This is a genomic window from Kitasatospora sp. NPDC059146, assembly GCF_042786665.1.
Lineage (GTDB): Bacteria > Actinomycetota > Actinomycetes > Streptomycetales > Streptomycetaceae > Kitasatospora.
Map to the genome: position 1 here is coordinate 49,909 of NZ_JBHZCY010000002.1, position 13,467 is coordinate 63,375.

Below are 13,467 nucleotides of genomic sequence, written 5' to 3' on the forward strand. Positions count from 1 at the left end.
CGGCCGGCCCGGATGCGGCCAGCCTCCTCGGGACAGTACCGAACCGCGCTGCCGGATGCTCGCGGGGCCCTCAGCGGATCCGGCGGGCGAGCGTGGCGGTGAACGGGCGGGGGGAGAGCGAGGCGCTGCGCTGGGGGCGGACGGGCCTGCCGGGGGTGGGGGTGACGGTCCAGTGGGCGGCGATGCCGGCCAGCGCGAGGGCGGCCTCGGTGCTGCCGAAGGCCTCGCCGATGCAGCGGCGGGCGCCGAGGCCGAAGGGGGTGTAGATGCCGGGGGCCGGGCGGGCGGTGGTGAGCCAGCGGTCGGGGTCGAAGCGGTCGGGGCAGGGGAAGAGGTCGGCCCGGCGGTGCAGCAGGTACGGGCTGTACAGGACGGTGGCGCCGGCCGGGAGGGGGTGGCCGCCGAGCTCGGTGGCGGTGGTGGTGGTGCGGCTGAGGATCCAGGCCGGCGGGTGGAGCCGCAGGGTCTCGCTGACGATCCGGGCGGTGAGCGGCAGGGCGGGCAGGTCCTGGTGGCGGGCGGGGCGGCCGTCGAGGACGGTGTCGAGCTCGGTGTGCAGGCGCTCGCGGACGGCGGGGTTGGCGGCGAGCAGGGTCCAGGCCCAGGAGAGGGTGGCGGCGGTGGTCTCCATGCCGGCTAGCAGGAAGGTGACCACCTGGTCGTGGACCTCGTCGTCGGACAGGCCCCGCCCGTCCTCGTCGCGGGCGCCGAGCAGCATCGAGAGCAGGTCGTGGTGGTCGGTGCCGGCGGCGCGGTAGTCGGCGATCAGGCGGTCGGTGATCTCCCGGAGGTCCCGCCGGGCGCGGGCGAAGCGGCGGTTGCCGGGGGTGGGGACGCGGTCGGCGCCGGGCAGCGGCAGCACCATCCGCCGGGCGACCCCGCGGGCGACCTGGTCCATGGCGGCGTGGACGGGCAGCGAGCCGGCCCGTTCGTGGGCGGCGAACAGGCAGCGGGCGGTGACGGCGGTGGAGAGGCGGTACATCGCGGCGGGCACGTCGACCACGTCGCCGTCGCGCCAGCCGCCGGTGGTGGCGGCGATCTCCTCGGCCATCAGGGCGGCGTAGCCGGGCAGCCGGTCGCGGTGGAACGCGGGCTGGAGCATCCGGCGCTGGCGCCGGTGGTCGGCGGCGGGGCAGGTGGCGAGGCCGTTGCCGAAGGCCTCGCGGGCCTTCTCGACGACGATGCCGCCCTTGTCGTAGGTGCGGTCCTCGGTGAGCAGGCGGCGCACCAGGTCGGGGTGGCAGACGACGTACGCGGTGAGCGGGCCGAGCCGGATCCGGACGAGGTCGCCGTGGGCGGCCAGGCCGGCCACGAAGTCGGGCGGGTTGCGGAGCAGGGCGGGGGCGTGGCCGAGCAGGGGGAGCGCGCCGGGGGCGGTGGCCGAGGTGTAGCGGGCGGTGGAGTGGTACTGGGTGGGCACGGGCGTCACCTAGGGGAGGGCGGGTCGGTCGGGCGTCGGTGATCTTTCCCGGCGGCCGCCGGTGAAACGGTCCGCGAACGGCGGGTGGGGTGAACGCGGGGGCGCAGGCCGAACGCCCGTGCGCCGGGGCGGCCTTGACACCCCGGCACCGAACCCGGACCGGAGCCCGGTGCGGAGCCTGGCACGGCCGGTCGGCGCTCGGGGCGGGGCGGGAGCGCCGGAGGCCCGGACGGCGGTTCCGGGGGCGGGCGCAGGGGGTTTCCGCGCGTGGTGCCGCGCGCCTACACTGCGAGCTCCGCACTATTACCGGCTGGTACTACCGGCTGGTACCGCCAGTCAGTTCGGTACTACCGGTAGGGAGTTGGGATGGCCGACGAGCGGGCCCACGCGTTCACCGACGACGCCCTCGGCGCACACGACGCCGTGGCACTGGCCGCCCTGGTCCGGGCCGGTGCGGCCCACCCCCGGGAGCTGGTCGCGGCCGCCGTCGCCCGCGCCGGGCGGATCGACGCCGCGCTGCTGCCCGTTGCCCACGCCGCCCACGACCGGCCCCGGATCAGCCGGGCGGGCATCGACGGCCCGCTCTGGGGCGTGCCGACCTACCTCAAGGACAACGTCGACCTGCGCGGCCTGCCGACCGGCATGGGCAGCGAGGCCTTCCGCGCCCGCCCGGCCCGCCGCAACGCGCCCTTCGCCGACCAGCTGCTGTCCACCGGCCTGGCCGTGCTCGGCAAGACCCGGCTGCCCGAGTTCGGCCTGAACGCCTCCACCGAGTTCGCCACCGCCCAGCCGGTGCGCAACCCCTGGAAGACCTCCCACTCGCCCGGCGCCTCCTCCGGCGGCGCGGCCGCGCTGGTCGCCGCCGGAGTGGTGCCGATCGCCCACGCCAACGACGGCGGCGGCTCGATCCGCATCCCGGCGGCCTGCTGCGGCCTGGTCGGCCTCAAGCCCACCCGCGGCCGGCTGGTCACCAACGCCCAGGGCGGCAAACTGCCGATCGACCTGGTCACCGACGGGGTGCTGACCCGTACGGTGCGCGACACCGCCGCCTTCTTCGCCGCCGCCGAACGCCACCACCGCAACCCCCGGCTGCCCCCGCTCGGCCTGGTCGAGGGCCCCGGCGGGCGCCGGCTGCGGATCGGGCTGGTGGTCGACTCGCCCACCGCCAAGACCGACGAGGCGACCCGCCGGGTGGTCGAGGAGACCGCCGCCCGACTGGAGGCGATGGGGCACCGGGTGGTGCCCACCACCCTGCCCTTCGGCGAGGAGTTCTCCCGCGACTTCCTGGCGTACTGGGGCTACATCGCCTGGGTGATCGCGCTCACCGGCCGGGTGCTGCTCGACCCGAGCTTCCGGGCCGGGAAGCTGGACGGGCTCACCACCGGGCTGCGCAACGGCTTCCGGGCGGAGTTCCGGCGCACCCCGGGCGTGCTGCGCCGACTGCGCCGGGCCGAGGCCGTGTACGCGGGGATCTTCCGCGAGCACGACGCGATCCTCTCCCCGGTGCTCGCCCACACCGCCCCGCCGATCGGCCACCTCAGCCCCAACGTGGCCTTCGACGAGCTGGTCGACCGGCTGCTGCGCTACGTCGCCTTCACCCCGGTCAACAACGTGACCGGCGGCCCGGGCATCGCGCTGCCCGCCGGGGCGGCGCCGGGCGGCCTGCCGATCGGGGTGCACCTGTCGGCCGCGCACGGGCAGGAGCGGCTGCTGCTGGAGCTGGCCTACGAGCTGGAGGCGGACCGGCCCTGGCGGCGGATCCAGGACTGACCGGCGCGGGCCCCGGCCCGCCGCGCCGCGGCGGGCCGGTCCGGAGGCCGCGACCGCCCGGGCCGCGTGCACCTCGTGGTGCAGCCGGGCCAGCGCGCAGTCCGGCGCCGGCGGGTCCGGGTCGCCCGGGGGCAGCGGCGCGCCGGTGCGCAGCGCCCCGGCGAGGTCGGTCAGCTCCCGGGCGACGGCGCCCACCTCGGCCGGGGTCGGCGCCGGGGCCCCGTGCTCGACCCGCACCCGGGTGGCGGTGGTGGTGTCCACGATCCGCTCCACCGCGATCACCAGCGGCCACCAGGCCTCCGCCCGGGCGCCGACCGGCGGCGGCTCGGTCAGCGCCCGCTGGAACTCGCTGCGCACCGCGGAGAGGTCCCGGTAGAGCCGGCGCCGGTAGCGGGCCCGGGCCGGCTCGTCGTGGCCCGGCGCGGTGGTGAAGGCCAGCGAGACGTACGAGGCGGTGTCCTGGACGGCGTCGGCCAGCCGGTCGCCGATCCGGGTGTGCCAGGACTCCGGCCAGAGCAGGTAGCCGGCCAGCAGGGCGATGCCGCAGCCGATCAGCGAGTCGTAGAGCCGGGGCAGCACCAGGTGGAAGCCCTGGTGGTTGAGCAGGTCGGAGAGCATCAGGATGACCGGGGTGATCGCGGCGGTCTGGAACGCGTACCCCTTCGCGGACAGCACCGGGATCAGCGTGGCGAGCGCCGCCATCACCGGGACGTCCCACCAGCCGTGCGGCACCTCGGCGAGCACCGGCACGGCGACCAGCAGCCCGGCGGCCGTCCCGAGCGCGCGCAGCACCGCGCGGGAGAACACCGAGCCGAAGTCCGGTTTCAGCACGAAGGTCACCGTCAGCGAGACCCAGTACGAACGTGGCACGGCGATCACCGACACCAGCACCTGGGCGAGCCCGATGCACAGGGCCAGCCGCAGCCCGTACCGCCAGGACGCGCCGGAGAGCAGCAGTGCCCGGGCCGTCCGGCGGGCCCGTACCCGCAGTCCGGCGGGCCGGCCGAGCCGGTCGTCGGCGGCGTACGGGTCGGGGTCGGCCTCGTGCACGACGGTGGCGGCGTGCCCGATGGCCTCGGCCAGTGCCCGGGTGGACGGGCCGCGCGGCTCGGGCAGTTCGGGCAGCCCGAGGACTCCGGGCGGCCCGGGCGGCGGGGACGGGCCGCCGGGGCCCCGCTCGACGGCGGCGGCCAGCGCGCGCACCGCCGCCGGGTAGGCGGGCGGCAGCGGACCCTCGGCGGGCGGGCGCAGCTGGGCCGCGGACGCGCCCTCGACCACCGGGATCAGCGCGTTGAGCTGGGCGAGCAGGCGCACCAGGGTGGGCGAGCGGCCGTGCCGGCGGGCGCGGCGGGCCAGCAGCAGGTCGTAGGAGTGGTCGAGCGCCCGGGTGAGCTCCCGGCGCCGGTCCTCGTAGCCGGGTGAGCCGGCCGCCTCCAGCAGTCCGGCGACCGCCCGGTAGGTGTCGGCCACCGTCGCGCGCTCGGGCGTGCCGCCGCGGAAGGGCCAGGCGAGCAGGGTCAGCGCGAGCACCAGCAGGCCGCCGAGTAGCAGCAGGGCGGGCGGCAGCCACCACGGGGAGGGCATCGGCAGGCCGGCCCCGACCACGGCGTTCAGCAGCAGGAGCAGGCCGGAGACGGAGGCGACCGCGCCGATCGAGGAGATCATGCCGGACACCAGCGCGACCACCGTCAGCACCACCACGGCCGTCCAGCCGGTGCCGAACACCTGGGTGCCGACCAGCACCCCGAGGGCGCCGAACAGCTGCGGCACGGCGATGTTGAACACCCGCATCCGGTAGGCGTCGGCGGTGTCCCCGATCACCCCGGACAGCGCGCCCATCGACACCAGCGCGCCGTAGCCGGTCCGGCCGGTGGCGGTGCCGACGGCGAGCGGGGCGGCGAGCGCCACCGAGGCGCGGGCCGCCGCGGCCCAGGGGACCGGCGCGGCCCGGGGCCGCAGGCTCGCGGTCAGCCAGCCGGGCGGGGCCGGCCGGGGCCGTGCCGGTCGGGGACGGGTCCGTCGGGGAGGTGCCGGCCGGGTGCGTGCCACAGACCCAACGTACGTGCGCAACGGATGTGGGGCGCGTGGGGTTCACCTCCGCGCGATTATGTCAATTCTCGAAACATACCCGGCCTTATGTCAGTCTCCGAAACATAAAGCGAACCTCCAGAACCGCCGTGAACTGCGCTGATTCCCAATCGGTAACCTGCGGGAAAGGGTTGACACCATTAGTTGGTCTAGTCCAACGTATGGGGAAGCGCGGTCCGGCGCAGGCTGATGTGGGGTGAGTGCCCTTGCCGGACGGGTGAGTTGGCCCCCCTGACGTGGCGTTGTGCGCCGCTCGGGGGCCGAGGCGAGAAGGAGCGCATGCGGACGGGGAACCGGTCCGCGCACCGAATTCCCCTTCCGGCCGACGACCGGCCACCGGCTCGCCGCGCCCGCACCGGGCGCCCGGGAACGCGCTGCATCGACCACGAACCACGGAGTGACCGCCCATGCCGAGCCCTGACGAACACCCCGAGGAATATCTGTACCGGGCCGCCTCCGCGCGCCCCTACTTCAGTGCCGACACCGAGAGCTACCTCGCCTCCGACGCCCTGCGCGAACTGCGCAAGAAGCACCCGCTGCGGGTGCTCTCCGAGGAGGACTTCGCGCACTGGCAGACCTACGGCCACGTCGTGGTCCGGCAGGCGATCCCGGCCGCGGCCGCGCAGCGACTGCTCGACTTCGCCTGGGAGTTCCAGGGCCTGTCGCCCGACCGCCCCGAGGACTGGTACCGCGAGCGCGACCACCGCGACGAACTCGACCGGCACCTGCACATCTACGGCTTCGTCGAGGCCTACCACCACCAACTCATCTGGGACAGCCGCCAGTCGCAGCGCGTCTACGACGCCTTCGTGGACGTCTGGGACTGCGAGGAGCTCTGGGTCACCCTCGACCGGCTCAACCTCAACCCGCCGAACGTCCGCAACCGCGACCGCGCCCTGATCGAACCCACCGACAAGGGCTTCGACATCGAACTGCACTGGGACGTCGACACCACCCGCGCCATGCTGCCCCAGCGCGTCCAGGGCATCATCGCGCTCAACGACACCGCCCCCGACCACGGCGGCTTCCAGTGCGACCCGGAACTGTTCCGCCGCCACAACGAGTGGCAGGCCGCCCAGCCCGCCGACCGCGACCCGATCCGCCCCGACATCGACCGTGCCGAGTTCCCGGTCGTCCGGCCCGAGTTGAAGGCCGGCGACCTGCTGATCTGGAACGGCCTGCTCGCCCACGGCGTCGCCCCCAACACCTCCGCGAACGGCGTGCGCTCGGTGCAGTACCTGTCCATGATGCCCGCCCTGGAGGAGGCCGAGCCGCTGCGCCGCTCCCGGGTCGAGTCCTGGCGCACCCTCGCCACCCCGGACTGGAACCGCACCCTGGTCGGGGACGCCGAGCGGCCCGAGGCCCTGCGCTACGGACCGGCCGAACTCACCGAACTGGGGGAGAAGTTGCTCGGCCTGCGGTCCTGGACCGGCCGGACCTTCGAGGACTCGGCCGCCGAGCAGCCCACGGGGGAGCGGGAATGCACGCCGTCTGCCTGACCCTGCCCACCAACCGCGCCTGCGCGGACACCATCACCACCGTCGGCGCCGAAGCCGCCCACGCCGCCCGGACCTTCGGCGTCCGGGTGCACCTCCTGGTGCTCGACTCCGCCGACCCGGCGGACCGCGCCCGGCACGCCGCCGCCGTCGCCGCACTGCCGCCCACCGAAGGCGTGGTCACCCACCACCTCGACGAGGACGCCCAACGCGCCTTCCTGCGCGAGGTGATCGAGCGCACCGCCCACCCCGACCCGGACCGGCTGCTCGACCTGATGCTGCCCGACGCCGTCTCCTACGGCGCCTGCACCAACCGGGCCTTCCTGCTGGCCGCCGCCCTCGGCTGCGCCTCCGTGCACCGCCGCGACTCCGACAGCCGCTACCAGTGGCACGACGGCGCCCCCGTCTTCCCGATCGACCACGAACTCGCCACCATCGGCCTCAAGGCCGCCGACGCGGCCGCCGCCGTCACCGAGCACACCCTCGACCCGGCCGACGCCGACAAGCCCGTCGCCCTGGTCGGCGCCTCCTTCATCGGCGAACTCTCCGTCGACCTCGGCGAGATCCGCGCCCTCGACCCGGACGTCTACCACGACCTGGTCGCGCTCTGGGCGCCCACCGGAGCCACCGAGCAGGAGCGGCGCGAACTCGTCGCCGACTCCTTCACCGGCGCCGGAACCGACCCGTTCACCGTCGACCGCGCCGTGCTCGGCCGGCCCGACATCTGGCGGATCGACATGTGCAACATCGCCCTCGACCACGAGGTCTACGAACGCGTCCCGCTGCCGCCCGCCACCGACACCATCGGCAGCGACTACTTCCTGCACCACCTGGTGCACGACGCCACCCTGCCCGGGGTGACCCACAACCGGCACATCGTCAACTACTACACCCCGGAACGACGCACCGACTCCGGCTTCACCGCCTACCAGGAGCGCTACGCCAAGTTCCTGCTCTCCATGCTCTACCTCCACCCCGTCTACTCCGAGATGGAACGGGCCGGCGACGCCCTGCTGGACGAGCACCACCACGTCCGCCCCGGGGTGATCGCCGACTCCGCCCGCCGCAGCGCCACGACCGACCGCGCCGAGAACCACCGGCGGCTCGCCGAGCTCGACCGCTGCTACCGGCAACTCGGCGGAAAGTACGCCGAGTTCGCCGACCACCTGGCGCCCCGACGGGCGCAACTGCTCGACCGGGCGCAGGCCGACATCGAGGACTTCGCCCTGCTGATCGACGCGTGGGGCCCGCTCGTGCGAGCGAGCCGGACCGCCCCCGCCGACCGGCTGCAGGGTCAGGGCCTGTCCGGCGGATCCGGCCGGGCCCGCGACGCCTGAGCACGCACCTCGCTGCGTTGTCGTCAGTCGCCGATGCTCCGCATGGACTCCATCCTCCGCCTAGCGATGCACGCACTCAGACGCCGCGGTCTGGTCCGACCAGATCCGCCGGACAGGCCCAGCCGCACCGGGAGTTCACACGTGATATCTCAGACCACCGAACCGCGCCCTGCCACCGAGCCGCACCGTTCCGCCGAACCGCATCGCTCCACCGAACCGCACCGCTCCGCCGAGCCCCGGCGCTCGGCCGAGCCGCGCCACATCCCCGAGCAGCGTCACGCCGCCGGGGCGCAGCACGCCGCCGAACCGCGCGAGCGGGCCGACCGGGGGAGGGCCAACCATCGCGCCCCGACCGCCTCCGCCGCCGTGCACGCCGACCGGGCGCCCCGGCCCGACCAGCACGACCACACCGCCCTCCGGGCCGCGCTCGCCGCCGCCACCGAGGACACCGTCATCTACGACCTCGACGGCATCGGCCGCCAGTACGCCGCCCTGGGTACCGAACTGCCCGGCGTCGCCGTCCGGTTCGCGATGAAGGCCTGCCCCGTCGACGAGGTGCTCGGCCACCTCGCCCGGCTCGGCTCCGGCTTCGACGCCGCCAGTCCGCAGGAGATCGCCCAGGCGCTGCGCACCGGGGTGGCCCCCGGGCTGATCCACTACGGCAACACCATCAAGTCCGACCGCAACATCGCCGAGGCCTACCGGCTGGGCGTGCGCGAGTTCGCCACCGACAGCCTGGAGGACGTCGCCGCGATCGCCGAACACGCCCCCGGGTCACGGGTGTTCTGCCGGATCGCGACCACCGGCGAGGGCGCCCTGTGGGGCCTCAGCCACAAGTTCGGCTGCTCGCCCGAGGACGCCCTGCGGGTGCTCGGCGCCGCCCGTACGGCCGGGCTGGTGCCCTCCGGGCTGTCCGTGCACGTCGGCTCCCAGCAGATGACCGCCGAGGCCTGGACCGCGGCGATCGACTCGCTGGCCGCCGTCCTGGAGGCGCTCAACTGGCGCGGCATCACCCCGGACCGGATCAACCTCGGCGGCGGACTGCCCGCCCTCGGCGTCCTCGACCGGGGCGGCCGCCCGCTCGAACCGCCGCTGGACAAGATGTTCACGGTGATCCGCGAGGGCATGGACCGGCTGCGCGCCGTCAACGCCGCCCCGCTGGACTTCGTCCTGGAACCCGGCCGCCACCTGGTCGCCGACCACGGCGCGATCCGCGCCCACGTCGCCCGGCTCTCCTCCCGCCACCGGCTCGACGGCACCCGCGAGGACTGGCTCTACCTGAGCTGCGGGAAGTTCAACGGCCTGTACGAGATGGACCAGTTGCAGTACCGGCTGGAGTTCCCCACCCACCCCGGCGGGCAGTTCGTCAACGCCGTGGTGGCCGGCCCGACCTGCGACAGCGACGACGCGTACGCCCAGGAGGACGGCGCGGTGCGCGTCCCGCACGCGCTCGTCTCCGGCGATCCGGTCTGGATCCACTCCTGCGGCGCCTACGCCACCGCCTACGCCACCCGCGGCTTCAACGGCTTCCCGCCGCTGCCGTACACCTGCGTCGGCGGCGACCACCCCGAGGAGGGGCGCGGATGAGCGACACCCGGATCCGGCTGCTCCGCGAGGAGGACTGGCCGGACGTGATCGCCGCCGAGGAGCGCGCCTACGCCGCCAGCGGCCTCTCCGAGGGCGGTGCGGCGCTGCGCTCCCGGCACCGCGCCTCGCCGTCGACCTGCTTCGTGCTGGAGGACGCGGACGGCTTCGCCGGCTACCTGCTCGCCCTGCCGTACCCGCTGTTCCGCTGCCCGGACCTCAGCCTGGCGTCCGCGGGCGCCGTGGTGCGGACCACGGAGAGCAACCTGCACGCCCACGACCTGGTGATCGCCGAGCGGGCGCGCGGCCGGGGCCTGGCCCCGCGGCTGCTGCGGCACCTGGAGGAGTGCGGCCGGGCGGCCGGCCACCGCACCCTCTCGCTGGTCGCCGTGCGCGGCTCCGAGGTGCTGTGGACCGGCCTGGGCTACCGCGCCCGGCCGGAGATCGGGCTGCCCGCGAGCTACGGCGCCGCGGCCGTCTACATGGCCAAGCCGCTGGACCGCGCCCCGAACCCCGCGGACCCGACCCCCGGATCCGCACCCAGAGCCGAAGTGGGCTGATGCACATGACCTCCCCCGCGCGCGACGAGTTCCGCCGCTCCCAACTGGCCATCGGCGCACTGTTCTTCGCGCTCGGCTTCCAGTACGCGACCTGGGTGTCCCGGGTGCCCGCGCTCAAGGCGCGGCTCGACCTGGGCGAGGCCCAGATCGGCCTGCTGCTGATGACCTGCGGGATCGGCGCGGCGGTGTCGTTCCCGCTGGTGGCGGTGCTGATGCGGCGGTTCGGCTCCCGGCTGCTCTCGGTGCTGTCGGCGCTCGCCCTGGGCGTGGTCCTGCTCGCCCTGTCGGTGGTGCCGAACTACCCGGTCACCCTGCTGGTGCTGTTCTTCGACGGCGTCGCCGTCGGCTGCCTGAACGTGGCGATGAACGCCCAGGGCGCCGCCCTGGAGGCCCGCTTCGAGCGCACCACGATGTCCAGGCTGCACGCCACGTTCAGCGCCGGCTCGCTGCTGGCCGCCCTGCTGGCCTCCGGCGTCAACGCCTTCACCGGCAGCCTCGCCGTCCACTTCGGGCTGGCCGCCGCCCTGCTGGCGGTGCTGGCGCTGGCCGCCCGGCCGGGCCTGCTGGCCGAACGTCCGGACGGGGCCGGGAACCCGGACGGGGCCGGGAACCCGGACGGGGCCGCCGCCCCCGCGGAGCAGGCCGGGAGGAAGACCCGTCGCGGCTTCGCCCTGCCGGCCGCGGCCACCCTCTGGATGGGCCTGGCGATGGTCTTCGGCACCGTCACCGAGGGCGCGATGAACGACTGGTCGGCGCTCTACCTCAAGGACGTGGTGGACGCCGGCGCCGGACTCGCCCCGCTGGGCATCGCCGTCGTCTCGGTGATGATGGTCTGCGCCCGGATCTTCGCCGACGGCTGGCGCACCCGCTTCGGCGACGGCCGGATCGTCCGCACCGGCAGCCTGCTGGCCGGCCTCGGCCTCGCCCTCGCCCTGCTGGCCGGCGGCGTGGTGCCGACCCTGCTCGGCTTCGCCTGCGTGGGCCTCGGCGTCGCCGCCGTCACCCCCTGCGTCTACGTCGCCGCCGCCCGCCAGGGCTCCGACGCGCTCTCCCTGGTGGCGGCGATGGGCACCACCGGCCTGCTGGCCGGCCCCGCCGTGATCGGCTTCATCGCCGGGGGCACCAGCCTGGTCTGGGGCATGGCCGCCGTCGCCGCCTCCGCCGCGGTGGTCTCGCTCTGCGCCACCCGGATCACCTGGCCGCAGCCCGCCGCGCCCGCGCCGGAACCCCGGCTCGCCGCCGAGGCCGGCTGACCGACCGGCGGTCCACCCCCCCAGCCCTCGCCCGGCACGCCCGTACCCCCCGTTGCGGCGTGCCGGGCGAGCCCTTTCCCGCCGCGGGCCGACCGGACGCCGACCCATGACGCGCGGGGTCGGGGTCAAGTCCCGGCAAGGGAAGGGTGTCTGACGTGGTGTGGGGAGGGCGGTCTTCTAGAGTCGCCTGCGGTACGACCGTACGACGGTGTGACCGAGAGCCGTACGAGCCGCGAGTGAAGGAAGAGCAGCATGACCGAGCAGGCGCCCGAGCCCTACCAGCCCGTCGACGAGGACTGGCGGACCGCCGTGGCGATCGTCGCCCACCCCGACGACATGGAGTACGGCGGCGCGTCGGCCGTCGCCCGCTGGACCGCCCAGGGCAAGCAGGTGGTCTACGTGATGGTCACCAGCGGCGAGGCCGGGATCGACTCGATGGACCCGGAGCGGTGCGGCCCGCTGCGCGAGGCCGAGCAGCGCGCCTCCGCGCGGGTGGTCGGGGTGGAGACCGTCGAGTTCCTCGGGCACCCGGACGGGGTGGTCGAGTACGGGCTGCCGCTGCGCCGCGACATCGCCCGGGTGGTCCGCCGGCACCGGCCGGACATCGTGATCACCAGCAACTTCCGGGAGACCTACGGCGGCACGTTCCTCAACCAGGCCGACCACATCGCGGTCGGCCGGGCCACCCTGGACGGCGTGCGCGACGCCGGCAACCGCTGGGTGTTCCGCGAACTGCTGGACGAGGGCCACCAGCCCTGGAACGGCGTCCGGCAGATCTGGGCGGCCGCCTCGCCCGAGGCCCGGCACGCGGTGGACACCACCGACACCTTCGACCTGGGCGTCGCCTCGCTGGAGGAGCACAAGGCGTACCTGGCCGGGCTGGGCGGGGCGATGGCGGACGCCCGGGAGTTCCTGGAGGGCTTCGGCCGGGGCGCGGGCACCCGGCTGGGGACGCGCTTCGCGGTGCCGTTCGAGGTGTTCCCGCTGGGCTAACCGCCCTCGAGCCGGTCGGAGTCCTCGGGCCGGTCGGGGTCCTCGGGCCGGTCGGGGTCCTCGGGCCGGTCGGGGTCCTCGGGCCGGTCGGACGGCCTGCCGGCGTCGGCGTCCTCGCGGCGCCGGCGCCGGTAGCGCAGCACCTGCCGCAGCAGGAACGCCGCGACCAGGACGCCGAGTCCGATCGCAAACCAGAGCTGGTAGCGGAGCGCCGTCCGGTAGACCGCACCGATGTTGGCCCCGGCGACGTACCCGAAGGTGCCCCAGACGGCCGTCCACAGCACCGCGCCCAGCAGATTGAAGACGGCGAAGCGGCGCCAGGGCATCTCGGTGGTCCCGGCGATGATGCCGTTGTACTGGCGCAGCCCGTCCACGAAGCGGGCGACCGTGACGACCTTGCCGCCCTGCCGGGCGAAGAAGCCGTCGGCGCGTTCCATCCGGGCCGGGGTGAGCAGCACGTAGCGGCCCCAGCGGTGGACGAAGGCGCGCCCGCCGGTGTGGCCGATCAGGTAGCCGAGCATGTTGCCGAGGGTGGCGGCGGCCGCCCCGATCAGCAGGACGGCGGCGAGGTCCAGGTGCCCGGTGCCCGCGTACACCGCGGCGAGCACCAGAACGGTCTGCCCGGGCACCGGGACGCCGCAGTTGTCCAGCAGCACGAGCAGCGCCACCGCCAGGTACCCGTAGTGGTCCAGCAGTGGCGCGAGCCCGGCGAGCGCTCCGGGCAGCGGGGTCGTGGGGGAGTGGGTCAGTGTTCCGCCAGGCGCGGTTCGACCAGGCAGTCCGGTCCCGGGTAGACCAGGCCCTGGTGGCCGTCCTCGAAGCGGACCACGTACGGCGGCTCCCCGTCGGCGCCGCGCACCTCGACGATCTCGCCCTTCCGGTCCGTCATGCCGATCGACCGGCTGAACATGTGGATGTGGTCACCAACCGTTGCGTGCATGACTGCTCCTCGGGTCGTGCGGCCGT

Annotated in this window: 10 protein-coding genes and 1 pseudogene; 7 read left to right on the top strand and 4 right to left on the bottom strand. The window is 75.0% G+C overall.

Annotated elements, in window-relative coordinates; genetic code table 11:
- Nucleotides 1–70 precede the first annotated feature (70 nt).
- Nucleotides 71–1,420 carry a cytochrome P450 gene (locus ACFXPX_RS01190; protein ID WP_380639007.1) on the bottom strand — a complete coding sequence of 450 codons (1,350 nt, stop codon included), beginning with the start codon at nt 1,418–1,420 and terminating at the stop codon, nt 71–73.
- Nucleotides 1,421–1,786: 366 nt separating this feature from the next.
- Between ACFXPX_RS01190 and ACFXPX_RS01195 the strand changes: the two genes are divergently transcribed.
- Nucleotides 1,787–3,190 (top strand): amidase, encoded by a 1,404-nt coding sequence (locus tag ACFXPX_RS01195; protein WP_380639010.1) that lies wholly within the window; start codon nt 1,787–1,789, stop codon nt 3,188–3,190.
- A gap of 36 nt (nt 3,191–3,226) precedes the next feature.
- Here ACFXPX_RS01195 and ACFXPX_RS01200 read toward each other — a convergent pair.
- Nucleotides 3,227–5,161 (bottom strand): annotated as a pseudogene (locus tag ACFXPX_RS01200) (FUSC family protein); the annotation flags it as partial.
- Between the two features lie 524 nt (nt 5,162–5,685).
- On the opposite strand from ACFXPX_RS01200, the gene ACFXPX_RS01205 reads away from it, so the two are divergent.
- The 6 genes from ACFXPX_RS01205 (at nt 5,686) to ACFXPX_RS01230 (ending at nt 12,501) form a co-directional block, all read left to right on the top strand.
- Nucleotides 5,686–6,777, top strand: coding sequence for a phytanoyl-CoA dioxygenase family protein (locus tag ACFXPX_RS01205; RefSeq protein ID WP_375886136.1), 1,092 nt, complete (start codon nt 5,686–5,688; stop codon nt 6,775–6,777).
- Complete coding sequence (locus tag ACFXPX_RS01210; protein WP_380639013.1) at nt 6,759–8,111, top strand: DUF6271 family protein; 1,353 nt, start codon at nt 6,759–6,761, stop codon at nt 8,109–8,111. Before ACFXPX_RS01205 ends, ACFXPX_RS01210 begins: the two co-directional genes overlap by 19 nt.
- Before the next feature lie 366 nt (nt 8,112–8,477).
- Nucleotides 8,478–9,698, top strand: coding sequence for a type III PLP-dependent enzyme (locus tag ACFXPX_RS01215; protein ID WP_380639133.1), 1,221 nt, complete (start codon nt 8,478–8,480; stop codon nt 9,696–9,698).
- On the top strand, nt 9,695–10,255 hold the full coding sequence (locus ACFXPX_RS01220; RefSeq protein WP_380639016.1) for a GNAT family N-acetyltransferase: 561 nt from the start codon (nt 9,695–9,697) through the stop codon (nt 10,253–10,255). The genes ACFXPX_RS01215 and ACFXPX_RS01220 overlap by 4 nt, the downstream gene beginning before the upstream one ends.
- A complete protein-coding gene (locus tag ACFXPX_RS01225) occupies nt 10,255–11,508 on the top strand; it encodes an MFS transporter (RefSeq protein WP_380639019.1) in 1,254 nt (417 codons plus the stop codon). Before ACFXPX_RS01220 ends, ACFXPX_RS01225 begins: the two co-directional genes overlap by 1 nt.
- 252 nt (nt 11,509–11,760) lie before the next feature.
- Entirely contained in the window at nt 11,761–12,501 is a 741-nt protein-coding gene (locus ACFXPX_RS01230; protein WP_380396101.1) for a PIG-L deacetylase family protein, read from the top strand.
- Here ACFXPX_RS01230 and ACFXPX_RS01235 read toward each other — a convergent pair.
- Both ACFXPX_RS01235 and ACFXPX_RS01240 read right to left on the bottom strand, forming a co-directional pair.
- Nucleotides 12,498–13,169 (bottom strand): DedA family protein, encoded by a 672-nt coding sequence (locus ACFXPX_RS01235; RefSeq protein WP_380639022.1) that lies wholly within the window; start codon nt 13,167–13,169, stop codon nt 12,498–12,500. The two genes, ACFXPX_RS01230 and ACFXPX_RS01235, sit on opposite strands and share 4 nt — an antisense overlap.
- A 77-nt stretch (nt 13,170–13,246) precedes the next feature.
- The gene (locus tag ACFXPX_RS01240) at nt 13,247–13,441 is read right to left on the bottom strand and encodes a DUF1918 domain-containing protein (RefSeq protein WP_375886149.1); all 195 of its coding nucleotides are present in this window, start codon (nt 13,439–13,441) and stop codon (nt 13,247–13,249) included.
- Nucleotides 13,442–13,467: the final 26 nt, after the last annotated feature.